At 59.1% G+C, this 25,890-nt stretch carries 19 protein-coding genes and 5 pseudogenes; 11 read left to right on the top strand and 13 right to left on the bottom strand.

Features of this window, described 5'->3' with window-relative positions; genetic code table 11:
• The first annotated feature begins 16 nt into the window (after positions 1 to 16).
• Together JFU48_RS03495 and JFU48_RS03490 are read left to right on the top strand one after the other, a co-directional pair.
• The gene (locus JFU48_RS03495) at positions 17 to 1,474 is read left to right on the top strand and encodes an N-acyl-D-amino-acid deacylase family protein (RefSeq protein WP_201135853.1); all 1,458 of its coding nucleotides are present in this window, start codon (positions 17 to 19) and stop codon (positions 1,472 to 1,474) included.
• A 151-nt stretch (positions 1,475 to 1,625) separates the two neighbouring features.
• Complete coding sequence (locus JFU48_RS03490; protein ID WP_007962133.1) at positions 1,626 to 1,994, top strand: glyoxalase superfamily protein; 369 nt, start codon at positions 1,626 to 1,628, stop codon at positions 1,992 to 1,994.
• A gap of 264 nt (positions 1,995 to 2,258) precedes the next feature.
• On the opposite strand, the gene JFU48_RS03485 is transcribed toward JFU48_RS03490, so the two are convergent.
• Positions 2,259 to 3,323 (bottom strand): hypothetical protein, encoded by a 1,065-nt coding sequence (locus JFU48_RS03485; RefSeq protein WP_201135852.1) that lies wholly within the window; start codon positions 3,321 to 3,323, stop codon positions 2,259 to 2,261.
• Between the two features lie 393 nt (positions 3,324 to 3,716).
• Between JFU48_RS03485 and JFU48_RS03480 the strand changes: the two are divergent.
• Positions 3,717 to 4,013 (top strand): annotated as a pseudogene (locus tag JFU48_RS03480) (glyoxalase superfamily protein); the annotation flags it as partial.
• A 255-nt stretch (positions 4,014 to 4,268) separates the two neighbouring features.
• On the opposite strand, the gene JFU48_RS03475 reads toward JFU48_RS03480, so the two are convergent.
• The 3 genes and pseudogenes from JFU48_RS03475 to gliR form a co-directional block, all read right to left on the bottom strand.
• A complete protein-coding gene (locus tag JFU48_RS03475; RefSeq protein WP_003221460.1) occupies positions 4,269 to 4,634 on the bottom strand; it encodes a DUF6124 family protein in 366 nt (121 codons plus the stop codon).
• Between the two features lie 517 nt (positions 4,635 to 5,151).
• A pseudogene (locus JFU48_RS03470) lies at positions 5,152 to 5,364 on the bottom strand (helix-turn-helix domain-containing protein); the annotation flags it as partial.
• Between the two features lie 149 nt (positions 5,365 to 5,513).
• A complete protein-coding gene (gene gliR / locus JFU48_RS03465; RefSeq protein ID WP_103520372.1) occupies positions 5,514 to 6,530 on the bottom strand; it encodes an AraC family transcriptional regulator GliR in 1,017 nt (338 codons plus the stop codon).
• 211 nt (positions 6,531 to 6,741) lie between these two features.
• Between gliR and JFU48_RS03460 the strand changes: the two genes are divergently transcribed.
• From JFU48_RS03460 to JFU48_RS03450, 3 genes are read left to right on the top strand one after another with little or no spacing between them, the layout of a single operon-like run.
• A complete protein-coding gene (locus JFU48_RS03460; RefSeq protein ID WP_201135851.1) occupies positions 6,742 to 8,337 on the top strand; it encodes an FAD-binding oxidoreductase in 1,596 nt (531 codons plus the stop codon).
• Between the two features lie 5 nt (positions 8,338 to 8,342).
• The gene (locus tag JFU48_RS03455) at positions 8,343 to 9,938 is read left to right on the top strand and encodes a glycerol-3-phosphate dehydrogenase/oxidase (RefSeq protein WP_201135850.1); all 1,596 of its coding nucleotides are present in this window, start codon (positions 8,343 to 8,345) and stop codon (positions 9,936 to 9,938) included.
• 20 nt (positions 9,939 to 9,958) lie between these two features.
• Positions 9,959 to 11,527: an FGGY-family carbohydrate kinase gene (locus tag JFU48_RS03450; protein ID WP_201135849.1), complete on the top strand. Its 1,569-nt coding sequence runs from the start codon at positions 9,959 to 9,961 to the stop codon at positions 11,525 to 11,527.
• 14 nt (positions 11,528 to 11,541) lie between these two features.
• On the opposite strand, the pseudogene JFU48_RS30460 reads toward JFU48_RS03450, so the two are convergent.
• Positions 11,542 to 11,637: pseudogene (locus JFU48_RS30460) on the bottom strand (metal ABC transporter ATP-binding protein); the annotation flags it as partial.
• 130 nt (positions 11,638 to 11,767) lie between these two features.
• Here JFU48_RS30460 and JFU48_RS03445 point away from each other — a divergent pair.
• The 4 genes from JFU48_RS03445 to JFU48_RS03430 all read left to right on the top strand — a co-directional run bounded on the left by JFU48_RS03445 (position 11,768) and on the right by JFU48_RS03430 (position 16,908).
• Positions 11,768 to 13,057: a phospholipase gene (locus JFU48_RS03445; protein WP_201135848.1), complete on the top strand. Its 1,290-nt coding sequence runs from the start codon at positions 11,768 to 11,770 to the stop codon at positions 13,055 to 13,057.
• Positions 13,058 to 13,105: 48 nt separating this feature from the next.
• On the top strand, positions 13,106 to 15,064 hold the full coding sequence (locus tag JFU48_RS03440) for a DUF1302 domain-containing protein (protein WP_201135847.1): 1,959 nt from the start codon (positions 13,106 to 13,108) through the stop codon (positions 15,062 to 15,064).
• A gap of 168 nt (positions 15,065 to 15,232) precedes the next feature.
• Entirely contained in the window at positions 15,233 to 16,588 is a 1,356-nt protein-coding gene (locus JFU48_RS03435; protein ID WP_446739772.1) for a DUF1329 domain-containing protein, read from the top strand.
• A 92-nt stretch (positions 16,589 to 16,680) separates the two neighbouring features.
• Positions 16,681 to 16,908, top strand: coding sequence for a FitA-like ribbon-helix-helix domain-containing protein (locus tag JFU48_RS03430; protein WP_201135845.1), 228 nt, complete (start codon positions 16,681 to 16,683; stop codon positions 16,906 to 16,908).
• A 109-nt stretch (positions 16,909 to 17,017) separates the two neighbouring features.
• Here JFU48_RS03430 and JFU48_RS03425 read toward each other — a convergent pair whose 3' ends face one another.
• From JFU48_RS03425 to JFU48_RS30450, 6 genes and pseudogenes are all read right to left on the bottom strand, one after another.
• On the bottom strand, positions 17,018 to 17,401 hold the full coding sequence (locus JFU48_RS03425; protein WP_115076478.1) for a DUF6124 family protein: 384 nt from the start codon (positions 17,399 to 17,401) through the stop codon (positions 17,018 to 17,020).
• An 839-nt stretch (positions 17,402 to 18,240) separates the two neighbouring features.
• A complete protein-coding gene (locus JFU48_RS03420) occupies positions 18,241 to 18,618 on the bottom strand; it encodes a hypothetical protein (RefSeq protein ID WP_201135844.1) in 378 nt (125 codons plus the stop codon).
• Positions 18,619 to 18,748: 130 nt separating this feature from the next.
• Positions 18,749 to 19,027: a hypothetical protein gene (locus tag JFU48_RS03415; protein WP_201135843.1), complete on the bottom strand. Its 279-nt coding sequence runs from the start codon at positions 19,025 to 19,027 to the stop codon at positions 18,749 to 18,751.
• A gap of 11 nt (positions 19,028 to 19,038) precedes the next feature.
• Positions 19,039 to 20,294, bottom strand: a protein-coding gene (locus JFU48_RS03410; RefSeq protein ID WP_201135842.1) for an IS3 family transposase whose coding sequence is annotated in 2 segments (ribosomal slippage) — positions 19,039 to 19,943 and positions 19,943 to 20,294 — 1,257 coding nt in all. Because the reading frame shifts where the segments join, the coding sequence is not laid out codon by codon here.
• A gap of 526 nt (positions 20,295 to 20,820) precedes the next feature.
• Positions 20,821 to 21,417 (bottom strand): annotated as a pseudogene (locus JFU48_RS30455) (methyl-accepting chemotaxis protein); the annotation flags it as partial.
• A gap of 261 nt (positions 21,418 to 21,678) precedes the next feature.
• Positions 21,679 to 22,707 (bottom strand): annotated as a pseudogene (locus JFU48_RS30450) (methyl-accepting chemotaxis protein); the annotation flags it as partial.
• Between the two features lie 288 nt (positions 22,708 to 22,995).
• Here JFU48_RS30450 and pmrG point away from each other — a divergent pair.
• Positions 22,996 to 23,664: a lipopolysaccharide core heptose(II)-phosphate phosphatase PmrG gene (gene pmrG / locus JFU48_RS03400; RefSeq protein ID WP_003221481.1), complete on the top strand. Its 669-nt coding sequence runs from the start codon at positions 22,996 to 22,998 to the stop codon at positions 23,662 to 23,664.
• Positions 23,665 to 23,740: 76 nt separating this feature from the next.
• Here pmrG and JFU48_RS03395 read toward each other — a convergent pair whose 3' ends face one another.
• A complete protein-coding gene (locus JFU48_RS03395; RefSeq protein WP_242486619.1) occupies positions 23,741 to 25,219 on the bottom strand; it encodes an ArnT family glycosyltransferase in 1,479 nt (492 codons plus the stop codon).
• Between the two features lie 30 nt (positions 25,220 to 25,249).
• Complete coding sequence (rimJ, locus tag JFU48_RS03390) at positions 25,250 to 25,837, bottom strand: ribosomal protein S5-alanine N-acetyltransferase (RefSeq protein ID WP_201135840.1); 588 nt, start codon at positions 25,835 to 25,837, stop codon at positions 25,250 to 25,252.
• Positions 25,838 to 25,890: the final 53 nt, after the last annotated feature.

Here is a 25,890-nt window from a genome sequence, read left to right as displayed (position 1 = left end):
CCGCCGGGAGACAGACATGCAATACGACACGCTGATCCGCAACGCCACCGTCATCGATGGCAGCAACACGCCCGGCTACCGCGCCGATGTGGCGATTCTCAACGGGCGTATCGAGCGTATCGGCGACCTGCACGATGCCCGCGCCACGGAGGAAATCGACGCCGCCGGCCGCGTGCTCGCCCCGGGGTTCATCGACGTGCACACCCACGACGACACCGTGGTCATCCGCCAGCCGCAGATGCTGCCCAAACTCAGCCAGGGCGTGACCACGGTGATCGTCGGCAACTGCGGGATCAGCGCCTCGCCGGTCAGTTTGCAAGGCAATCCGCCGGACCCGATGAACCTGCTCGGCAGCGCAGCGGCGTTCGTCTATCCGCGCTTCAGCGATTACCGCGCCGCCGTCGAAGCGGCGAACACCACGCTGAACGTCGCTGCACTGGTCGGTCACACCGCACTGCGCAGCAATCACCTCGACGACCTGTTCCGCACCGCCACGCCGGACGAAATCGTCGCCATGCGCGAGCAACTGCGTGAAAGCCTTGAAGCCGGCGCGCTCGGTTTATCCACAGGCCTGGCGTACGCCAGCGCCTACAACGCCTCCACCGACGAAGTGAAGCAACTGACCGAAGAGCTGACGGCATTCGGCGCGGTGTACACCACCCACTTGCGCAGTGAATTCGAGCCGGTGCTGGAGGCAATGGATGAAGCGTTCAGCATTGGCCGTCACTCACAATCCCCGGTGATCATTTCCCACCTCAAATGTGCCGGTGTCGGTAACTGGGGGCGTAGTCCGCAGTTGCTCGCGGCGTTGGAGGAAGCAGCGAAAACCCAGCACGTAGGATGCGATTGCTATCCCTACGCGGCGAGCTCTTCGACGCTGGATCTGAAGCAGGTGACCGACGCCCACCGCATCACCATCACCTGGTCGACGCCGCATCCTGAAGTCAGCGGACGCGACCTGATCGACATCACCGCCGAATGGAACGTGCCACTGCTCGAAGCCGCCAAGCGCCTGCAGCCGGCGGGCGCGGTGTACTACGGCATGGACGAGGCCGATGTACGAAAAATCCTCGCGCATCCATTGTCGATGGTCGGCTCTGACGGCCTGCCGGAAGACCCGTTCCCACATCCACGCCTGTGGGGCGCTTTCCCACGGGTACTCGGACATTTCAGTCGTGATGTCGGGCTGTTTCCGCTGCACACTGCCGTGCACAAGATGACCGGTCTGTCGGCGGCGCGGTTTGGCTTGCAGGGGAGGGGCGAGATTCGTGAAGGTTATTGGGCGGACCTGGTGTTGTTCGATCCACTGACCGTGCGCGATGTGGCGGACTTCGCTGATCCGCAGCGGGCGGCGGAGGGGATTGACGGGGTGTGGGTCAATGGGGTGTTGAGTTATCGCGATGGGCAGGCGAATGGTCGTCGGGAAGGGCGGTTTCTGGCGAGGAATGGGGATTTGCGCGAAGGGTTTCATTGATTGCCAAGCCCCTGTAGGAGCTGCCGAAGGCTGCGATCTTTTGATCTGTGTCTCATAGTGGCACTCTGAGATTAAAGAATGTCGAAACCAAGCCGAATTGCTGACATCCAGCCCAGCTAAACTCTTGGGCCAACCAGTCAGGGAGCACCCCATGAGCTTCGGCAAAACCACTCCGATCCTGCGGATCTTCGATGAAGCCAAGGCGTTGGAATTTTACGTCGACTTCCTCGGTTTCAAGATCGACTGGCAGCATCGTTTCGAAGCGAACTTCCCGCTGTATCTGCAGGTGTCCCGTGGCGAGTGCGTGCTGCACCTGTCCGAGCATCATGGCGATGCGACGCCGGGTTCGGCGTTGCGCATCGAGACCGATGAGCTGGAGGCGTTCCAGCAGCAGTTGGTGGCCAAGGATTACAAGTTCTCGCACCCACAGATTCAGGCGATGCCGTGGGGCAGCCAGGACATGACGATTGCGGATCCGTTTGGTAATCGGTTGGTGTTTACCAACGCGATCAGTGTTTGAACCCAGAAACGCCTTACTCTAATGCCCAAAACGCTGGAACTGCTTCGAGGATTATGAAATGCGCCGACATGAAGGTGTTTTGTCTAAATTCAAAATCGGTACAGGCGTCGCTTCTACTTGAGAGGTCATGGATAGCCGAACAGTCGCAATCAAAAAAACCACTGCAGCTCTAGCGGCTAACAGTGGTTTTTTTGTTTGGAACGATTTTTCATTTAAGAGTCATTGACTTATCTGGTCGGAGCTATTTGTAGTTGGATTTTTATTTCAACCGTGTAGTGCAATCATTAATTTGGGAGCTCTTCTCGTCATTCGGCCGAGGGTTTCTACAATAAAATGGAGCTCGATATTACTGCCTAGGCCATTTACGGTTATATTTTGGAAAGAAAAGTCCAGGCCTTTGCCCACATCGCTCGAAGTAATGAGCCTGGATAGGGTCATGACCGCGTTGCGTTGTTCACCCAGCAGGATCATTGTCACCCAATCACCTACAGCCATATCCTGGTAGGCAGGTTGGTAAAATGCCATACGGTTGGCAATTAAAGCTGAGGCCGGTAAGTGTCCTTCTGGTCTAGTGAAAAGGGTCTCTGGCTTTGGTATAGGACCATCTTGAATTTTTAGTCTTGTCAGGGGCGAATAAGTAACTTTTTTGTCTGGCGATTCAACAGAGAAAAAAACCACAATCTCGCCATAGGCGCTGGAGTAGAGATATTTCGGATCAATAAATCTGACTATATCCTTCCCCAGATCTTCAGCTTCAACCCAAAAGCGTATGATGCTGGAACCTTCATAGCCGGTACCGATACAGTAAATCGAGAGCAGATCGCCTGTTGATATGCCGTGCGACGCCTTGATTCGTATATTGATGCCCTTGCTGAGATCCTTCCAAGGGAGAACGTCTCCGTCTATGTCGTCGATCACGGGAGCCTCATGTCTTGCAGTTACAATATACGGAATAAAGTCTGAGATGCGACGTGGTGGATCTAATTGCAAATATACTGCTCGAACATCATTACCTTGAAAGTAAATGAGTTCGTTGGCGGATATTGGCAGCTCGACATCTCTGTCCTCTCCGACATGATTGTATTCGATGGCAAAATGTGCCTCCAGACCAGAAAGTTGAACGTGAATTCTGCTGGCGCTCATGTCTTCAAATTTAGGTATCTTGAATGTCAAACCTTTCTCAACGGTCTGCCACGTAATTATTCCATCCGGCGCCTCTAGAATTGCAGGGTCGGGAAGGTTGTCGTTACTTTTCTCAGTGAAATAGGTGGTGATTTCTGAAGTGGTTAATGGTTTTGTCATGATCTTAAATACATTCTGATCACCCATTTCAGAGTTGTCTTGGGGTGCTTGTTATTAATCTGAAATGGGGAGCTTTCAGTATTTCTCCGCTGAAGAGTTCTGTTAAATATTTCGGTTCGCTGTAGGTTGGCCGAAATTGCCATTGCCGGGATTGCTGATTGATTGGTTGGCTTTAGGTTCTGTCTCCTGTGTCTGTTGGTTTTTTTCGTTGATTTCTTCAAGGCCAGAACTGTCAGCCGTTTCGTGGTCACGATATTGAGATGTGCCTAGGCCATTTCTCTGATGCTGGCGCGCGTGGCAGTAAAAATTGTGGGTGAACTTGCTAAAGAGATTGGACACCGTATGCCGGTATCGCGCACCTGTCAGATCTGACAGGTGCCGACGAATGGCATCGATGTGGGATGTCAGAAAGATCACAGCTTCCTCGGTTTCAAGATCGATTGGCAGCATCGCTTCGAAGCGAACTTCCCGCTGTATCTGCAGGTGTCCCGTGGCGAGTGCGTGCTGCATCTGTCCGAGCATCATGGCGATGCGACGCCGGGTTCGGCGCTGCGTATCGAGACCGATGAGCTGGAGGCGTTCCAGCAGCAATTGGTGGCCAAGGATTACAAGTTCTCGCACCCACAGATTCAGGCGATGCCGTGGGGCAGTCAGGACATGACGATTGCTGATCCGTTTGGTAATCGGTTGGTGTTTACCAACGCGATCAGTGTTTGAGCTGAGAAGAGCCCCTCACCCTAACCCTCTCCCAGAGGGAGAGGGGACTGACCCTGGGATATTCGAGTAATACGCCGACCTGAACCTCCTTTACCGAATCCATAATCGACTCGGTCATTCAGGTCGATGTACGACGCCAGACACCTCGATCGGCCCCCTCTCCCTCCGGGAGAGGGCTGGGGTGAGGGAAAAAGATTCACGCCATACAAAAAAGCCCGCAGCCAAACCATTAAGGTCTGGCTGCGGGCTTTTTCGTCACTCGGTCGGCACTAATTGATCCAGCACCCGATTGACGGCGATTTCCGCCACCATCACCACCTGCGCGATACCTTGCAGGGTCTTGCGGTGTGAGCCTTCAAGCAGGCCGGCAAAGTCGTTGAGCATCACGGTGGCCGAGCCCAGGGTTTCGCTGGCGTCGGCCAGCAACGGTTCGGTGCCGCTGGCCGGGTTGGCCATGTAGAGACGATTGGGCTGGTACGGGGTGGCCATGATGGCGGGCGTCGGTGGGCCGAGGTAATGGTCGAGGGCACGCTCGGCGGCTTCGTGGAATTTCTTTGATTCGGGGGATTCGTAGGGGGAGGCCGGACCGGTGTCCGGTGGGTTTGGCGTAACTTTGAACATAGGCTGTGTTCCCGTCATTGAGCGCCAACCCCTTTGCTACTAAACGAAAGGGTGGCAGCTGTACGCAGGTTAGTAGACCGGGGAACTCAGCTTAAGCCGGCGCGCCGAAGCGCCCTACGTACAGCCACCATCAAGCTCAGGTACGAGAGCACCTGTGATGAATGTACGACCAGCAGAATTACCACGGGCTACTAAACCCGATCACTGGGAATCAGTGACGGACTCAAGTTACCGACGGCCTCCGGAGCGCACAAGCCGGCGGATTCTGGCGTAGCCGTAGGCAGTGGCGCAAGGATTTGTAGGCAGTAGGGCGTAACACTGAGTGTCTTTAAACAGGTGTGCTGGAAGGTGTTTATTGCGCTATAGAAGCGGAGGATTTGTCTGTCGGATTGAGGTGAGGCGACTGGCGCCTTCGCGAGCAAGCCCGCTCCCACAGGGGATTTATGTCGTACACAAAATCTGCATCCACTGAAGATCCACGGTGGGAGCGGGCTTGCTCGCGATGGCGCCAGTCCCGTCACCCCCGATGCATCTGCCGAAACTCCCCCGGCGGCATCCCGCGCCGGCTCTTGAACGTACGGTGAAACGACCTCGGCTCGGTAAACCCCAGATACTGCGCGATGTCCTGAATCGGCAAGGTGCTGTTGAGCAAGTAATGCTCCGCCAGCTCCTGACGCAAATCATCCAGAATCTGCTGATACGACGTCCCCGCCTGATGCAACTGGCGTTGCTGAGGAATTCTCAGTAGGGTTTTTGGTATGGCGACTGGCGCCTTCGCGAGCAAGCCCGCTCCCACAGGGGATTTATGTCGTACACAAAATCTGCATCCACTGAAGATCCACGGTGGGAGCGGGCTTGCTCGCGAAGAGGCCAGTCCCGTCACCCCCGATGCATCTGCCGAAACTCCCCCGGCGGCATCCCGCGCCGGCTCTTGAACGTGCGATGAAACGACCGCGGCTCGGTAAACCCCAGATACTGCGCGATGTCCTGAATCGGCAAGGTGCTGTTGAGCAAGTAATGCTCCGCCAGCTCCTGACGCAAATCATCCAGAATCTGCTGATACGACGTCCCCGCCTGATGCAACTGCCGTTGCAACGTGCGCACCGACACCGCGAGCTGCTCGGCGACCTGCTCCTTGCGCGGCAAGCCTTCCTTGAGCAACTGGCGCAGGATGCTTTTGACCCGCTGCTCCAGCGATGCATCCTCCAGCGTCGCCATCAAGCCCATCGCGTGTTCTTCCAGCGTGCGCAGCAATTGCGCATCGGCTTGGCGCAGCGGTAATTGCAGATACGCCAGCGGCACGATCAGCGCCGAATACGCCTGTTCGAACAGCACCGGGCAATCGAAGAATGCTTCGTACTGCGCCTGGGTAGCGTCTGGCGGGCATGGATGTTCCAGCCACACGGCAGCGGGCGACATCTGCGTGTCGGCGATCCAGCGTGCATATTGCAGCCACGAGCCAAGAACGTTTTCCACCAGATGCCGGCGAATCCGCGGGCGCTCGTAGCGGCAATTCCAGATCAGATGCACGTGGCCGTCTTGCACTTCGGCGCGGCTGACGCCCATGTCGCCCACCAGTTTTTCGAACGGCATGATCCGGCTCATGGCATCGCCCAGGGTCGCGCAGTTCATGGTGATGTAACCGAGCACGCTCCAGGAATTGGGCAGGACGAAATTGGCCGCGTTGAGGCCAAACAGCGGATCGCCCGAGTGCTCGCAGAAATAATCGAGCAGGCGTTCATGGGTTTCGCCCGGCAGGCGCAGGCTGTTGTCGCTCAGTTGCTGCGCCTGCAATCCGGCTGCCGCCAACGCCGGCTCGATGGCCATGCCCAGTTGCTCGGCATGGCGCACGTATTTGAGCAGCGGCGGAACCGAGGTGAAGCCGAGCGATTGCATGATCCGAATTCCTTGATCAAGGCCTGCGTGAGCGAATGAATGCCTGAAAGGTAATTTGAAACCCCGACTAAAGTAAATGGCTGGCACTTGCGCGACGTTTGACTCAATTGGCTACTCGAACTGGCCGGATGCGACCGTGACACTTTTGGGCCGCTGACTAGTATGGAGGCCTGCCACATCACTGATCAGACTGCATAAGAAGGACACACGCATGCGACGCTGGAACGGCTGGGGAGAGGCAACAACGGTGGTCGAACTGCCGGCCCAGGGCGCGAGTTTTCTCCATGAACGGCTGGGGGCCGGGCGCGCTTTGCCCGATGCCACGCTGGAGTCGGCATTGGCGCGGGTGCCGCTCTCGCGATTGGCGGCGCACACCTTGTACAGCGTCGATGCCCATGACCGTCTGCTGCACGCCAGGGGCCAGAGCCTGCCGGACTGGCTGGCGCTGCGCGAAGGTGCGCTGGGCATCTATCCGGACGCGGTGGCGTTCCCGGAAACCGCCGAGCAGATCCGTCAATTGCTGGCGCTCGCCCATGAGCAGGACCTGTGCCTGATTCCCTACGGCGGCGGCACTTCGGTGGCGGGGCACATCAATCCGCCGGATTCGACGCGGCCGGTGGTGACCGTGTCGCTGGCGCGGATGAATCGCCTGATCGATCTCGACGAGCAGAGCCAATTGGCGACGTTCGGCCCCGGTGCCAGTGGCCCGCAGGTGGAAAGTCAGCTGCGCGCTCGCGGCTACACGCTGGGGCATTTCCCGCAGTCCTGGGAGTTGTCGACGCTGGGCGGTTGGGTCGCCAGTCGCTCCAGCGGTCAGCAGTCGTTGCGCTATGGGCGTATCGAGCAATTGTTCGCTGGCGGCACCCTGGAAACCTTTGCCGGGCCTTTGGAAATTCCGACCTTTCCAGCCTCGGCGGCGGGGCCTGATCTGCGCGAAGTGGTGCTCGGTTGCGAGGGCCGCTTCGGGATCATTTCCGAGGTCAAGGTACGGGTCAGTCCGCTGCCCACCGATGAGCGTTTTTACGGCGTTTTCCTGCCCAGTTGGAGCAAGGCGCTGCAAGCGATCCGCCAACTGGCCCAGGCGCGGGTGCCGCTGTCGATGCTGCGCCTGTCGAACGCGGTGGAGACCGAAACCCAACTGGCGCTGGCCGGGCATCCGCAGCAGATCGCCTGGCTGGAGAAGTATCTGAACCTGCGCGGTGCCGGTGAAGGCAAATGCCTGCTGACCTTCGGCGTGACCGGCAACCGCCGGCAAAATGCGCTGTCGCTGAGCCAGGCGCGCCGGCATCTGAAATCCTTCGGTGGCGTGTTTACCGGTACGTTGCTTGGCAAGAAATGGGCGCAGAACCGCTTCCGTTTCCCCTACCTGCGCGAGAACCTGTGGAACGCCGGTTACGTGGTCGACACCCTGGAAACCGCCACCGACTGGAGCAACGTCGACCACCTGCTCAACCTGATCGAAAACAGCCTGCGCGATGCCTTGGCAGCGCAAGGCGAGCGGGTGCATGTGTTCACCCATCTGTCCCACGTCTACGGCGAAGGCTCGAGCATCTACACCACTTACGTGTTTCGCCCGGCGGCGGATTATCCGGCGACGCTGGCGCGCTGGCAGGCACTCAAGCACGCGGCCAGCCAGACCATCGTCGACAACCACGGCACCATCAGCCACCAGCACGGCGTCGGCAAGGATCACGCGCCGTATCTGCCGCGCGAGAAAGGCGCACTGGCGATGGACACCTTGCAGGCGCTGAGCAAGCACTTCGATCCGGCCGGGCGCCTCAACCCCGGCACACTGTTGCAGGAGTGACGGTCATGCACCCGGACTGGAACGCCGCGTGGCGCCAGCAAACCTTGCCGACATTGGCCGACGAAACCTGGGATCTGATCGTCATCGGCGGCGGCATCAGCGGTGCCGGCATCCTGCGCGAAGCGGCGCGGCGTGGCTGGCGTTGTCTGCTGCTGGAACAACGGGATTTCGCCTGGGGCACCTCCAGCCGATCGTCGAAAATGATCCATGGCGGTTTGCGTTACATTGCTAAGGGCCAGTGGCGCCTGACCCGCGATTCGGTGCGCGAGCGTCAGCGTCTGCTCGACGAAGCGCCGGGGCTGGTGGAGCCGATGAGTTTCATGATGCCGCACTATCGCGGCGGCTTTCCCGGGCCGCGTGTGTTTGGTGGCTTGTTGTCGGTGTACGACGCGTTGGCGGGACGCCGCAGCCATCGTTTTCATGATGCGCAGCAACTGCGTTTTCTGGCGCCGGGGGTGAAGGAAAATCACCTGCTCGGCGGTACCTGTTTTGTCGATGCGCTGACCGATGACGCACGGCTGGTGATGCGCGTATTGAGCGAAGCGCGGGCCGATGGCGCAGTGGTGCTCAACGGGGTGCGCGTCGAACATTTGCTGCGCGAAAACGGTCGGGTGTGTGGGGTGCAGATCGAGGACTGCGAAGTGGGTGGATCTCTGCAATTGCGTTGCGGCGTGCTGGCGGTGGCGACCGGCGCGTGGGCTGAGCGTCTGCGTTTACCCGAGTCACCAAGACAGTTGCGGCCATTGCGCGGCAGCCATCTGCTGCTGCCGGGCTGGCGTTTGCCGGTGGCGCAGGCCTTCACTTTTTTGCATGCGCGCGACCGTCGGCCAGTGTTCGTTTTTCCGTGGGAAGGGGCGACGGTGGTTGGCACCACCGACCTCGATCATCGCGAGAATCTGGACCAGAGCGCGAGCATCAGCGCTGAAGAGCTCGACTATCTGCTGGCGGCCTGCACGCAACAATTTCCAGGTGCCGAAGTGACGGCGAGCGATGTGCTGTCGACCTGGTCCGGCGTACGTCCGGTGGTGGGCAACACGGCGGGTGAACAGCAAGGCAAACCGTCGAATGAAACCCGGGAACATGTGCTGTGGCAGGAGCCGGGTTGCGTCACCCTGGCCGGCGGCAAACTGACGACGTTTCGCCCGCAAGCCATCGAAGTGCTCAAGGCCTGCGCCGACATGCTTGGCCGCGATTTCGAAGATGACGGCGCAGCGGTTTTTGCCGCTGTAGCGCCACTGCCGATCCCCGGACTCAGCCCGCAACAGTGGCGACGTCTGGCCGGACGCCACGGTCGTGACCTGCCGCGACTGGCGCAACTGATCACCGAGTTGGGCCACGAAACGGTCGGCAACACCGACACCTTGTGGGCCGAGCTGGCCTTCGCCTGTGAGGCGGAAATGGTCCTGCACCTCGATGATCTGTTGCTGCGCCGCAGCCGACTGGGCCTGTTGCTGGCGCGCGGTGGCGAAGAACATTTCGCTGCCATCCGCCAACGCTGCCAGCCACGCCTGGGCTGGGACGATGCACACTGGCAGCAAGAGCTGCAACGTTACCGGGCGTTGTGGCAACGCCATCACGGTCTGCCGGATGCCACGCCTTGAGGCCCCTTGAAGAGAGCGCCATGGATAACCACCCGAACACGCGTTACCTGCTGGCGATCGACAACGGCACCCAGAGCGTGCGCGCATTGCTCTTCGATTTGCAGGGCAATCTGCTCGGTAAAGGCAAGGTCGAGTTGCAGGCGTACTACTCGACGCAACCGGGCTGGGCCGAGCAGGACCCGGAATATTATTGGGCAAAACTCGGCGAGGCCTGTCAGCAGGTATGGGCGCAAACCGGGATTGATCGCTCGCAGATTGCCGGGGTGTCGCTGACCACTCAGCGCGGCACGGTGATCAATGTCGATGGTCAGGGCAAGCCGCTGCGCCCGGCCATTCTGTGGCTCGATCAGCGCCAGAGCGAAGTCGAGGGCGGGATCAAGGGGCCGTGGGGCTGGCTGTTCAAACTGGTCGGCGCGCAGGCCACCGTGGATTATTTTCGCGCTCAGGCCGAGGCCAACTGGATTGCCAGACACCAGCCTGAAGTATGGGCGGCGACCGACAAGTTTTTGCTGCTCTCGGGGTTTCTCACCCATCGTTTGTGTGGGCGCTTTGTCGACTCGGTGGGTTGCTGCGTCGGCTATCTGCCGTTCGACTTCAAACGGTTGAAATGGGCCGCGCCCAGCGACTGGAAATGGCAGGCGCTGGCGGTGCGTCCGGAACAATTGCCGACCTTGCACAAGCCCGGCGAAACCCTTGGCTACATCAGCGCCGAAGCGAGCCGCCACACGGGTATTCCCGAGGGGCTGCCGCTGATTGCTGCGGGCGCTGACAAGGCCTGCGAAGTGGTCGGTTCCGGCGTGGTCGATGCGAGCACGGTGTGCCTGTCCTACGGCACCACGGCGACGATCACCAGCACTCGCTCGCGCTATCTGGAAATCGTCCCGCTGATCCCGCCGTACCCCTCGGCGGTGCCGGATCAGTACAACTGCGAGGTGATGATTTATCGCGGTTACTGGATGGTCAGCTGGTTCAAGAACGAGTTCGGCCTGCGCGAGATGCAGCAGGCAAAAGAGCAGGGCATTGAACCCGAGCAACTGTTCGATGCGCTGGTGAATGCGGTGCCGCCAGGATCGATGGGGCTGATGCTGCAACCGTACTGGTCGCCGGGGATTCGTGAGCCGGGTGTCGAAGCCAAAGGCGCGATGATCGGCTTCGGCGACGTGCACACCCGCGCGCACATTTACCGGGCGATTCTGGAAGGGCTGGCGTATGCGCTGCGCCAGGGGCTGGAGAACATCGAGAAGCGCTCGAAGGTGTCGATCAAGCGCCTGCGAGTGGCCGGTGGCGGTTCGCAGAGTGATGCGGCGATGCAGCTGACGGCGAATATTTTTGGTCTGCCGGCGGAGCGTCCGCATGTGTACGAAGCGTCCGGGTTGGGCGCGGCGATCTGTTGTGCGGTGGGGTTGGGCTTGTATGCGGATTTCCCCACGGCAATCGCCGCGATGACGCGGGTGGGCGCGGTGTTCACACCGCAGCCCGAGGCGCAGCAGGTCTATGAGCGTTTGTACAACGAGGTGTACCTGCGCATGTATCGCCAGCTCAAACCGTTGTACCAGAGCATCCGCAAAATCACCGGTTACCCCGCTTAGCTGACCACCACCGTCCCCTGTGGGAGCGAGCTTGCTCGCGAATGCGGAGTGTCAGTCACTATTGTCTTGTCTGACCCACCGCTTTCGCGAGCAAGCTCGCTCCCACAAGGTTATGCGGTGGAATCGGAACCTCTTATGTGGCGCTATCGGAGACTTTTTCTGGTGAGATCGGACAGTGTCAGCGTCGGGGGCGGTTGTTAGGCTCAACCCCCACGGCACCTCCAATAAGAATTAAAAGCAATGAAGCTGACATTTCTCCTGTTGCTGCTTTGTGCAATGGCCCCGACGGCGTGGGGCTGGTCGAACCACACGGTGGGCAGCTATCTGGCGTTGAAGGAACTGCCGGCCCTGCGCGATGCGCCGTCGGTCGAGGTCGAGCCGCTGGAGCGTTTTCTCGCCGAGCAATATCCGGCCGTGGTCGCGCTGCTGGAGCAACAGGAAAACTTCGCCCGTGAACACTTCACCCAATACCCGCCGCGCCCCGACAATCTGAAGCTGCCCGCGGTGCCGGGCGACAATCTGCGCCACGATTTTCTCACTGCGTTGCGGCTCAATCCGCGCATTCATCTGGCGATGGTCATTCAGCCGCTGCCGGGCCAAGACCTGCCCGAACGCGAACACCTCAGTGCCGATCAGGTGATGGTCGAGCAGACGCTTTCGCCATGGAATCGTCAGCGTTTCATTCGCGTGGCGGACGGCGAGAAAGTCGCGGCGCTGGCGGTATTGGCGACCGCTGCTGATGAGCCGGATTACGGTCACGACATCAATCTGTTCAGCGATAACCCCGGCGAGGTCGGCGCGCTGTATGGCTTCGGGCCGCAGCCGTTTGGCGATGCGCGTTTTCAGTACAGCTCGCAGGCGCCGTTCCACATGGGCTTTTTTCATGAAAGCCCGGTGGTGTATGCCGCTGCCGGATTTCTTCAGCGCAGTTGGCCGGACTGGCGCGCCTATCAGTACCTGGGCCTGGCGCGTCTGGCGTTTGCCAGTGGCCATTCTTACTGGGGTTACCGCTTTCTCGGATGGGGCGCGCACCACGTGCAGGACCTGACCCAGCCGTATCACGCCAAGCCATTGCCCGGGGTCGAACTGCCGAGTCTGTTGCTGCTGGAAGGCAAGGCGCTGGCCGGTTTTGCCGATGATAAAAAAGCCTCGATCGAACGCGTCGCCACCCGCCATATGGAAATCGAGAAATATCAATCGACCTGGTTGCGCCGCGTGCTACGTGCCGGTCAGGCGCATCCGATGCTCGCGGCCTACGCCGATGTCGCTCAAGACCAACAGTATCCGCCGTACTCGGTGGACTACTTGCGCGAAGTGGTCAGCGCCGAGTCGGTAGAGGACTCGGCGGCATTCGATGAAGCCATCGGCCAGTGGTTGGAAACGGCGCCGGTGACCAGTGATTTCAGCAGCGGCAATCAGTTGCAGCGCGAGACATTCGAGCATCCGGCACTCAATCAGCAGCTGTTCAAACTGCTCGGGCATTTCGGCGCGCACAGCCGTATTTATGTCCGTGCGGGACTGGCACCGTAGCCATCGCGGCCACGCAAAAAAACAATAAGAACAAGGAAGGAGGAACCCATGATCAACACTCGATTGCGCCTCACTGGCGTGGCACTTCCCGGTGTCGGCCTCGCAGGGCTGCTGCAACTCTGTGCGGTGGAGCCGGTGCAGGCTGCCGAGTTCAGCGTGCTGGACAATCAAGTCACCGGTTCGATCGACACGACCCTGTCCTATGGGCGTTTGTGGCGGGTGCAGGGCCGCGACAAGAACAACGATGACGTCAACACCAACGACGGCAATCGCAACTTCGACACCGGGCTGGTTTCCGAGGTGTACAAGATCACTTCGGAGCTGGAGGCCAACTACCAGAACTACGGGATGTTCCTGCGCGGCACGGCGTTCTACGACACCCAGTTGATGGACAAACGCAACGATTACTACCGCAACAACAACCCGACGCAGCCGAGTCAGAGCTACCCGCAGGACGACCGCTTCACCAGCCAGACCCGCGACATCGCCGGCAGCCGGATCGAAATGCTCGACGCCTATGTCTACGGCAATTGGGACGTGGCGCAGACGCCGGTCACCGCGCGGGTCGGGCGTCAGGTGTTCAACTGGGGCGAGGGGATTTTCTATCGCGGCGGGATCAACACCACCAACCCGGTGGACGCGGCGAAATACCGTTTGCCGGGGGCCGAGGTCAAGGAAGTGCTGATGCCGGTGGAGGCCGTGAGCTTCAACATCGGCCTCAGCGACTCGCTGACCCTGGAGAGCTTCTACCAGACCAACTGGAAGGAGACCCGCATCGATCCGGTCGGCACTTTCTACTCGCAGACCGACCTGTTCGCCGATGGCGGCAACACCGGTTACAACAACTTCAGCGGCACCGCGCTCGATACCCCGGTGCCGGGCTTCGGCAACGTCATCGGTCTGTACAGCGCACTGGGCAACAACCCGTTGCTCGGCCCGGCGCTGAAAAGCACCGGCCTGTACGCCAACGGTGTGACCCCGGCCTACGGCAACACGCTGAAAGTGGCGTCGATCGGCAAGGACTACAACGCGCGCAACGACGGCCAGTTCGGCTTCGCCTTCCGCTACATCGCCGAGGAACTCAACAGCACCGAGTTCGGCCTGTACCTGGTCAATTACCACGCCAAGGAACCGACCATTGCCGCTGACCTCGGTGGCTACAAAGGCATCGACATGAATGCCCTGACCAATATGCTCTCCAGCGTCGCTGGCAGTCAGGCCGGGGCGCTGGCGAATGGTCTGGCGACAGCCGACGTGATGGGCAATATTCAGGCGCATCGGCGCTATGCCGAAGACATCCGCATGTACGGTTTCAGCTTCAACACCACTTTGGGCCAGGCCTCGGTGTTCGGTGAGATTGCCTACCGGCCGAACCTGCCGATCGGCATCGCCGCGACTAACGACTTGATCGGCGATCTGGCCAACGGTGCCGCTGTGGCGGTGACCGGCAAGGCAATCAACGTCGGCGGGCAGATGGTCACCCTCGACAGCGAGATCAACAACGCCGAGCGCGTGGAGGCGTTCAATACCTCGCTGGGCAGCATCTACAACTTCGGCCCGACGCTGTCGTTCGACTCGATGTTCGGCATCTTCGAACTGGCCTCCGAGCACCTGCGCGGCAGCAGTCTGCAATACATCGCCTACGACGGCAGCACGCGTTATTACGCCGGTACCGGCAACACCTCTTATGTCTCCGGCGGTGATCGTGACGATCAGGTCAACCGCAACTCCTACAGCTACACGGTGATGTTCAACGGCACCTGGAACGATGTGTACGCCGGGGTCAACGTCTCGCCTTACGTCGTCTACAAGGACGACTTCAAGGGCAACAGCTATCAGGCCGGCAACACCATCGACGGGCGCAAGGCCTACACCCTGGGGATCAAGGCCAACTACCAGAACAAGCTCGAAGCCGAGGTGCAATACACCAACTTCTGGGGCGGCGGACAGAACAACGGGATTCGCGACCGCGACAACGTCGGGTTCAACCTCAAGTATTTCCTTTAAGGACTACACGAGATTTCAGCAACACCTTATCCCCCCTGTGGGAGCGAGCCTGCTCGCGAAGAGGCAGGCACCTTCAACATTGATGTCGACTGATACACCGCTTTCGCGAGCAGGCTCGCTCCCACAGGTTTTTGTACTTTGGAGAAGATCATGTTTCACATTTCAAGCATGACCCGGATTTCGCTGACGCTGGTTCTGGGCCTCACCGCCGGCAGCGCCCTCGCCGCCATCACCCCGCAACAAGCCGAACAACTGAAAACCACCCTCACGCCCATGGGCGCCGAGCGCTCGGGCAACGCCGCCGGCACCATTCCGGCCTGGACCGGCGGCATCACCCAGGCGCCCGCCGGCTACAAACCGGGCCAACATCACCCGGATCCGTATGCGGCGGACAAGCCGTTGTTCACCATTACCAAGGCCAATCTCGACCAGTACAAGGCCCACCTCAGCCCCGGTCAGATTGCGCTGTTCAACAACTACCCGGACACGTTCCAGATGCCGGTCTACCCGTCGCGTCGCTCGGGTTCGGCGCCGCAGTGGCTGTATGACAACACCCTGAAGAACGCGACCTCAGCCAAGCTGCTGGAGGGCGGTAGCGGATTCGCCGATGCCTACGGTGGCGTGCCGTTCCCGGTGCCCAAGGACGGCATCGAAGTGCTGTGGAACCACATCACCCGTTATCGCGGGATTTACGTGGTGCGCCGCGCGTCCGAAGCCCCGGTGCAGCGCAACGGCAGCTTTGCGCTGGTGACTTCGCAGCAGGAAGCGCTGTTCAACTTTTACCGTCCGGGCGGGCAGTACGCCGATCTGAAGAACATCCTGTTCTACTACCTCGCCTTCGTGAAAAGCCCGGCGCGGCTGGCCGGCGGTGCGGCGCTGGTGCACGAGATGCTCGATCAGCTCAAGGACCCGCGCCAGGCCTGGGTCTACGACGCCGGCCAACGCCGTGTGCGCCGCGCGCCGAACCTGGCATATGACACGCCGATCGCCTCATCCGATGGCCTGCGCACGGCGGACGATACCGACCTGTTCAACGGCTCGCCGGATCGCTACGACTGGAAGCTCAAGGGCAAGCAGGAAATCTACATTCCCTACAACAACTACAAGGTCGGCAGCCCCGACGTGAAGTACGCACAACTGCTGACCCCGGGCCACCTCAACCCGCAATTCACCCGCTATGAGCTGCACCGTGTGTGGGTGGTCGAAGGCAACCTCAAGCCGGGCGCGCGGCATATCTATTCCAAGCGCGTGCTGTTTCTCGACGAGGACAGCTGGGGCGCGGCGCTGGTTGATCAATACGATGGGCGAGGGGAGTTGTGGCGGGTGTCGATGGCCTACCTGAAAAACTTCTACGACCTGCCGACCACCTGGAGCGCACTGGACGTGTTCCACGACCTGCAGGCCCGGCGTTACTACGTGCAGAACCTCGACAACGAAGAAGCCTCCACCGTGGACTTCTCGCAACCGGTGCCGGAAGACGCGTATTTCATGCCGTCGGCGTTGCGCCAGCGCGGGACGCGGTAAGCTGTAATCCGTTTCTTCTAAAGAGCAGGCAGAGGTTTTCGAGTTGGTTTGTTAGTCTGCAATCACTCATTTCACGGACTGAAGGAGGCCTTATGACTAGCATCACTATTCGACTCGATGAGCCGATGACAGACCAACTGCGTATCGCTACTGCCCAAAACGGCCATTCCATGGAAGACGAAGCGCGGCAGATTCTGGAGAACGCGTTGGCTACGGTTGATCGAGCCAGCGGGTTAGGTACTCAGATACGCAATCGATTTGGCGCCATGGGTGGCGTCGAGCTCGATCTGCCATCACGTTCAGAAAACCTCAGCGGTTGATAAACACCGCTCACAAAAAAGCCCACCTCCACACCAAAACCAGTGTGGCGGCGGGCTTTTTACAGTGTGCAAAAAAATGGCGAGTGCACCGCACTCGCCACCTCTCGCATCAATCAGTCGGCACGACCTTGTCCAGCGCACGGTTAACGGCCATTTCGGCGATCATCACTATCTGGGCAATGCCTTGCAGGGTCTTGCGGTGGCTGCCCTCGACCAGCGCCACATGATTGTTGAGCATGACGGTGGCGGAGCCGAGGGATTCGCTGGCGTCCACCAGCAGGGATTCGGTGTCGGCTTCGGGGTGAGCCTGATAGAGGGTATTGGGTTTGTAGGGTGCGGCCATGATGTGGGCGCTGAGTGGGCCCAGGTGATAATCGAGGGCGCGTTCGGCGGCTTCGTTGAAACGTTTCGAGCCGGGGCATTCGTAGGGGGATGCCGGATCCGGGATGATTGTGGGTTCGGTGAGCGGTGGGTTTGGCGTTACCTTGAACATTGATGCTTACCTCGGATGAGGCCGCGTCCATTTTACCGCTAAGCAAAAGGGAGGCAGCTGTGCGCAAGTTAGCGGTCCGGTAAGCATCTCAACCCGGCGCATCCGAAGATGCCATGCGCACAGCCACCATCAAGTGCAGGCGAGTGCCTGACTGGATCGTACTTGTACAACCGTGAAATGCTTGCCGAGCCGCTAAGCCCGGTCACTGGAAATCAGTGACGCAATCAAATTACGCAGCCAGCCCAAGGCGCACAAGCCGGCGGATTCTGGCGTAGCTGTAGGCAACGGCGCAAGGTTTTGTGGGCTGCGGGACGTATCACGACGTGTAACTAAACGTCCTCTCCACAAACTGTTTATTTGCTTACAACACGCTAGGAATAACCTGACGAAGTCTCCTAGATAAATTAATGAATCTCGATTGTTTGCGTCGGACAAATATGCTTTGGGGCGATACCTTCGACATAATTTGTTAGGTTCTTTGAGAAAAAGACCCCGAGTGGAGATCAATCAAGGCAATGAAATGCTGACGCAGAAGCGGCTCAAGGGCTGTTAATGAGCATTCGAGGGAATGATCGTAAGTAGGCATTTTGTGCAAAACCTAGCGTGCTTGGGCGAGGATTTCATCGATCTAATCGAAGATTAGCGTGAGCCAATGACGGCTGGTCGCAGCGTTAAACTCGCCCGTAAGCGTGCCATTCATTTGCGACCAGCCGTCGTACCAAATACTTGGATGACAGCAACCACTATCTCCCCCGCCAGGCTGGTTGCATGCTGAACCTAGGGGCATGGGAGGATTACTAGATTTCACTCGGCTCTCATGGGCCTAGTGACCTCAGTTTTTACTTCTTGTAATCCACGTAGAGCGTCGAACCGATAGGGTGTTTTCCAATTTCGTAATCAGGGTTCAGTGTCGCAAGGTTGTGAGCGGCGATGCCAACCCCGGCTACCATACCTATCGCAAGCGCGCCAAGTGCCACTGGAGCGCCAACAATGCTCGCGCCAGCGAATCCAGCAAAACTTCCCATCGAAAGCCTGCGAGCGCGCATGTAGATCCTAACGGACATGCCCTGCTTTTCAATTGCCTGTTCAAGCCACGTCAACGTATTCGAGTAGCGATCGAATTCTTGGCATTCCAAGACAAAGCTCTCGTGTGACTTGATCTTCTCGATGATGAAATCATTGGTGACTTCAGTGATTTTATAAACGCCAACGTCCATGAAGAGAGTCCTTAACTGTTAGTTACGGTAAATCGTCCACGATCCTGCGACCTTTCGGTCATTTAGGTGCCCACCTTGAGATGGTGATGCCTTAATGGGTCTGCCGTCCAAGAGAACAGGCCAGGGATTTCTAACGCTTGAGGTCGAACAGATAGCTCGCAATATCCTCTGCGCGTTGAGCAAATCCCTCAATGTCTTCGGCGAACGCCTTGACGTCACCAGGACGAAAGTCGTTCAAGCCCAGAGCGATAGCCTGACGGAAGTCGTCAGAACTGATTTGTACACCTTGCTCGTCGAATGAGGCCTTGAGCGCCCTATGAAATCGTTGATCATCCAAAGAATGACCGGTGTGCCATGTCTCGAGTGCAAGCCATGGCTTGAGTGAGTTCGTCAGTCTTTGTATATCCATCGTCTCTCTGTCTAGTCCTGAAATAGGTTTACACCTGTTTCAGTCTCAAACGCCCGATGCACCGCATCGGGCGTTTTGTATTTCAGGGCTAAGTGCGGCCGCTCCCGGTTGTAGATTTGCACCGATTCATCCACCATTTTCACTGCATCCGCCAGGTCTTTGGGGCGATGCAGCAAAAACTCAGTCTTCAAAATCCCATTTACCCTCTCCGCCATAGCGTTCTGATAGCAATCATAACCGTCAGTCATTGAGCACCTGATTCCATGCCGGGTATGCATCCGTTGGTATAAGTCGGAGCAATACTGGGCTCCGCGATCTGAATGATGAATGAGCGGTTGATCGGATTTTCGCTGACTAACAGCCTTCTGCAGCGCCCTGACCACCGACTCCGTATGCAGGCTGCTGTGCACATGATGACCCACGATTTTGCGTGAGTACGCGTCTGTTATCAGGCTAACGTAAGCGACACTTTCCCGCGTTGGGAGATAGGTAATGTCTGCGACCCAAACCTGCTCAGGTCTGCTGGCTACAACTTGTTCCGGGCCAGCTTTGAGTAGGTTGGGGTGACGGCGGAAGCGATGATGGCTATGCGTGGTTTTATGATAAGCACGTTTGCGAGGAACCAGCTCTCGCGCCTCTCGCAAGATAGAAAACAGGCGGTCTCGACCGACACGTAGCGTCGCTGCAGCTTCAATTAGCATCAGGTGGTGCAGTTTGCGCGTCCCAAGCCTCGGCTGGCGCCGACGCTTTTCCAGAACGAATTCCACTACCTGCTGGTCTTGGCAAACTCTCGCGTCAAAGGCTCGGTTGCGCTTGTAATACGCTTGGCGCGAAATGCCCATAAACAGGCAAGCCCTGGTAATGCTCAGGTCTTGGATTTGCCCTTGCGAGAGGACTTGCCGGGTCGCTTTTTTACGATGGACACACCGTAATCATTTTTCAAGACGTTCACGACAGCTTCAAAGAACTGGGCCTTCTGATTGCTCAGCGCCAACTGTTCTTCAAGCTCTTTGATCCGCTGTTCGGGTGTCAGCGGTAGGTTGGGGTCGGTCATCGGCCTGCTCCGCGGCGCTCGGATTGAGGCGCCTTGGCTCCAGTCCTGTCGGCCATGCTTGCGTAACCAAACCAGTACCGTGGACCGGCCTTGAATGCCAAAGCGCCGTTGAGCCTCTTTATAACTCAACTCGCCTTTTTCGACTTGATCTACGACTGACAATTTAAAAGCTAGCGTGTAATCGCGCTGGCTCCGCCTTTTTCCGGTATCCATTGAATCCTCCTGAAGATTGGTCAGAAGGTGTAAACCTTATTCAGGACGCGACACTCCTTAGAAAAAAGCTAATAGTGGCCCGTCGCCACAAGGTCGCTTTTTCGGAATTGATTGGCAAGGACGAGATGGTTCAAAATTTTCTAGCGGGCCTGCTGAAAACCACCCACTGGATGGCGAAAAAATCAGTTATCTAAATTTTTCTCCGAAGTTAGGCGCTAGGTAGCGTACGAAAAGTCATGTCTATATCTGCCGCCCATAACAGTCACTCTATGAAGGACGAGGCGCAGCTGATTCGCTGGTTATTGTTGATCGAACCGGTGGACTAAGCACTCGGATACGCAATCGATTCGGCGGCATGGGTGGCGTCGATTTCGATCTTCCATCACGTTCAGAAAACCTCAGCGGCTGATAAACACCGCTCACAAAAAAGCCCGCCGCCATACCAACATGGGTGTGGCGGCGGGCTTCTTACCAGATGCAGACATTCAGATCGCGAAGGCTCCAGCCTCTTCGCGCGAAGTGAACATCAAACGCGGAAATGGCTCACCATTTGCTGCAACTGACCACCCAACCGCGCCAGTTCAACGCTGGATTTAGCCGTCTCATCACTCGCCGCAGCAGTCTGTTCCGACACGTCGCGTACGTTGATGATGCTGCGGCTGATCTCTTCAGCCACGGCGCTTTGCTGTTCGGCAGCGGCAGCGATCTGCTGGTTCATCGACTGGATGTTCGACACCGTGCGGGTGATGTTTTCCAGGGAGTCGCCAGCCTTGCGGGTCAGGGCCACGCTGCTGTCGGTCAGGGCGCGGCTGTTGTTCATCACGGCAGCGACTTGCTGGGTGCCGTTCTGCAGACCGGCGACCAGGCCTTCGATCTCTTCGGTGGATTTCTGCGTGCGCTGGGCGAGGCCACGGACTTCGTCGGCGACCACGGCAAACCCACGGCCGGCCTCACCGGCACGGGCCGCTTCGATTGCGGCGTTGAGCGCGAGCAGGTTGGTCTGTTCGGCCACGGCCTTGATCACGTCCATGACGCTGCCGATCTTGTCGCTTTCCTGTTGCAGCACGCTCATGGCTTCGGTGGAGCGCACCACTTCGCTGGCCAGACGTTCGATCTGCGCGATGGCTTCATTCACCACTTTGTCGCCTTCACGGGCTTCGCCGTCAGCGGCGGCAGCGGCTTGCGAGGCTTCTTCGGCGTTGCGCGCGACTTCCTGCACGGTGGCGGTCATCTCGTGCATGGCAGTGGCCACCTGATCGGTCTCGACCTTCTGGCTGTTCACGCCGGCGCTGGTCTGCTCGGTCACGGCCGAGAGTTCTTCGGCGGCGCTGGCGATCTGGGTCACGCCGTCGCGGATGCCGCTGATCAGGTCGCGCAAGGTTACGCCCATGCGTGCGATGCCTTGTTGCAGTACGCCGAGTTCGTCGCGGCGGGTGACCGTGACGTTCTGGGTCAGGTCGCCGCTGGCAATGCGCTCGACCACGGCCAGGGTCTCTTGCAGCGGACGGGTGATCTGACGGGTGATGATCACCGCGGCAATCACACCGACCAGCAGTGCCAGCAGGGTGCTGATCAACTGGAAAGTACGAGCCTGGGCGCTTTCGATGTCGCGACGGTCGAGCTGGATCTGGTACAGCTGCTCGCTGGTGTTGACGATCGCGGTGCCCTGATCGGTCATCTCTTTACGCGCCTGCACCGCTTCGCTGTTGGCGTTTTTATACGCCTGCAACGCGCTGCGGTAATTGGTCAGGGCGGTTTCCAACTGACGGAGCGTGTCTTGCTGGGTACCCGAGAAGTGCGTGTTCAACTGCTTGAGGCTGTCGATGGCCACGTTCAGTTGGGCGACGGCTTTCTGCTCGGTTTCGGCATTGGTGGTGGCCGTGTAGCCGCGCACTTCATAGCGCGCGAGGATGAACGCTTCCTTGGCTTCGGTGATGGCCTGGAACTGCGCGAAGCGCTCGTCGCTCAGGGGCAACTGCTGAACGCGGTTGCTGATCGACTCGATCAGGTTGTAAGCGGTGTCAGCGTTGGTGCCCATCACGTCACGGGCACTGTTGCCGGTGCGGTAGGCGTTGCGCATCTTGTTCAGCGAGGTCTGGTATTCGGCGATGGTCGCGGCCTGTTCTTTGAGCAGCTTGACGTTTTCCGGGCTCTTGAACTTGTTGATCAGCGCCTGCTGTTGCGCGGCGAAGCTTTCGAGGGTGGTTTGTACATTCTGCGCGGCAGTTTCGTCGCCGTTGGTCAGCATGTATTGCAGGCGCACCACGCGCAGCTTGGTCAGACCCGCATTGAGCTGGGTGATGTCGCTCATCCAGTTGCTGCGGTCAATCAGACCGCCGAGGCTGGTCCAGCCCGTCAGGGCGAGGACGCAGGTCAGGGCCAGGACCAGGCCGAAGCCCAGACCCAATTTCATGTTCACGCTGATGTTGCCGAACCAGCTATTCATCACAATTCCTCCAGGAACGTAGAGCTACTTGATCGTCGGTCAGGCTGGAAGATTGTTGTTTTTTTGAGCCAGCAAGGGTGTTAGCAGGTTTGTATCGGCCGCAAACACGAGAGCTGAAAGGATTTTGTCCTACGGAATTTGTAACAAGGGCACTTCAAGACTTTTTTCACATACGTTTCACCGGCCACTTACGCACGCCTCTTTACCCTTACCGCATCGAATTGACTGTGATGCATGCCGACGAGGCGGCCCGATGTGGAATTGAGACTGAGTCTGTTCGGCGTCAAACGCTCGATCTCCCTGAGCGGACTGGCCCGTTATCGCAATACCTGGGTGGTGCTCGCCGCGTCGCTGCTGGTGATTCCACTGACCCTGTGGCTGCTCGCCCCGGCGGCGGTGCCGGACCTGGCGCATGGCAATGTGTCCGGCGCCCGCGCGCTAGCGGCCGGGTGGGCCAAGGGCGACATGATCGTGCTGGTGCGTCACGTCGAGCGCTGCGATCACTCCCCGGCGCCATGCCTGAGCGGCGATGATGGCATCACCGACCGCTCGCGCAGTGTCGCGGTGGGTGTCGGCGCACAGTTCGAGCATCTGGGCCTGAACCGCGTCGATATCTATAACAGCCCGATGCTGCGCACCGTGCAGACCGCCGGCTACATGTTCAACCGCGCGGCCAGCGAAGACTGGCTGATCAGTTGCAAGGGTCGCATCTTGCAGGAAGCGCTGGCGCACAAGATCCCGGGACGCAATCTGATTCTGGTGACCCACAGTGAATGCATGGCGGAGCTGGAAAAGGATCTGGATGTACCGGTGTCTGACCCTGGATACGGCTCTTCGCTGTTCGTTTCCGCCGCGAACAAGGCCGCCCCGCGCATGCTTGGCTTTATCGAGGCCTCCGACTGGCACTCAGTGACCACCCGATGAACTAAGGTGCGCAAAGCGTCAGCCCAAACAAAACCCGCCAGTCCGGCGGGTTTTTTATTGTCTGGCGCGAGGGGCGTCAGTAGCCGACGAAGTAGTACGCCTGACGCCCGACCATCATGGTCTTGAGCACTTTGAGTGGTGCGGCGGGTTCGCGGTCTGCCGAGATCACCGCAACGTTCGACGGTGACGCGCTGAGGAAATCATGCAGTTGCGCGTCGGTGTCCAGCCCCTTGAGCACGCTTTGGGTGTAGAACACGCTGGCGCCGCCGACCCGTTCATTGGCCTGGAACAGCGCGACCTGATGACCGTGGGCTTGCAGGCTCTGAATGTGTTCGGTCAGTGGCAGGAACGACAACTCCTTGTCGGCGTTGGGCAGTGCCCACTGCGCGGCGCCGAGGTAGCTGGCGATCACCACTGTGAGCAATCCTGCGGCAAGCGCCTGACGATGACGGGCGATTCTTCCGATAAAGCGGTCGGTGGTTTCGCGCGCCTGCAAGCGCTCGAACAACACGCGCGCGTACTCTGCGGCGATCACCGCAGCCGCCGGGGTCATCGACATCAGGTACACCGTGCGCTTGCTCGAGGCCAGGGTCAGCATGATGAACTGCGCAACGATCCACAGGCTGAAAAACAGCAGGTAACGGTTGGCCTTCAGTTCCTTGCGGAAATGCCACAGGCCCAGGTACACCAGAAGGTTCCACGGCAGGAACGCTTCCGGCAGTTTGGCCAGATAGTAATAGAACGGCTCATAATGCCCGGCCTCGACGAACGAGCCGCTGAAGCGCCCGACGCTATTGGTCAGCAGCACTTCAGCGACGGCGTGCGAACCACCGCGCTGATAGAGCACGGCGAGCCAGATCAGCAACGGAATCAGCCCCACGGCCGTAAGCAGGCCGGGACGCAGCCAGGCGCCGAGCTTCAAGCGTTTGTCGATCAGGTTATCAGCCAGCAGGTAGGCGAAAATCACCACCCCCGGCATCGCCAGGCCGAGCACACCCTTGCTCAAAGTAGCGATAGCGATCCCGACGATAAACAGCAGCGAGCTACCGGCGCTCGGTGCGCGTTGTGCCTGAAAGAACGCCAGCAACGCCGTGGTCACGCCGAGCGCCAGCAACGCATCCTCGCCGACCCCGCGCACGTTGCTCCAGTAACTGGCCATGGTCGCCAGCAGAATCCCCGCCGTCCACGCGACCGCTTTCGGGCGCCCGAAACGGCGCAACATGCCGTACAGCAGCATCACGCTGAGCAACCCGGCTACCGCCGACGCCAGCCGTACCGCCCATGGCGAAACGCCGAACACGCGCATGGCGCCGGCATCCAGCCACAGGCTCAGCGGTGGTTTTTCCAGAAACGGCTCGCCAAACAGGCGCGGCGTCACCCAGTCATCGTCCAGATGCATCTCCATGGCGATCCCGGCGACCCGGGCTTCGGTGGAGCCTTGCAACTGGTGGTTACCCAAAGCGAAAAAAAACAGCAGGGCGGCGAGTAGAAACAGCGAAGTGGCGGCACGCGGCATGGATTTCAGGCAACCGGAAAGGGCAGGAGCCTTGAGCATACTTCGCCAATGCTTAACAAATTGTGAAACTCACGCTAATTGGCGCGACCAGCGCTGATCCGGCGTTTCGAACAACGGATTGACCAGCGCCGTCAGCACATGATCCTGCCAACGTCCGGCGATATTCAAATAAGCCTTGGCATAGCCCTCGCGCTCGAAACCCAGGCGCTCCAGCAGCCGCGCACTGCGCTCGTTACCGGGCATGTAGTTGGCCATGATCCGATGCAGGTTCTGCGTGTCGAACATGTAGCCGATGCCGGCCTCCAGACCCTCCTGCATCAAGCCCTGGCCCTGATGCGCGTGGTCGATGTGATAACCCAGATAACAGGCCTGAAACGCCCCGCGAATGATCCCGCTGAAATTGCATGCGCCGATCATCTGCTGGCCGTCCGGTGTCAGCAGGGAGAAATGCATCGCCAGCCTGGCCTCGAAAGCACTGGCCTGGACTTCAAGGCGTCGGCGAATCTGCTCGGTGGAAAAGTATTCGGTGGTGCGAATCGGCGACCAGGGCGCGAGGTGGCGCTGGTTGCGTGCATAGAAGTCACTTTCCAGCTCGGCCTGTTCCGGGGCGAGGATGGCGAGCGTCAGGCGTTGGCAGGGCAGACTCAGCAGTGACATCGGCGGCTCCGGTTGGCAGGGTCGAGGGACAGGATTGATCACGGGATGGAAAA

The organism is Pseudomonas sp. TH49 (assembly GCF_016650625.1).
Lineage (GTDB): Bacteria > Pseudomonadota > Gammaproteobacteria > Pseudomonadales > Pseudomonadaceae > Aquipseudomonas > Aquipseudomonas fluorescens_H.
This window is presented reverse-complemented; position numbering and strand designations above follow the sequence as displayed.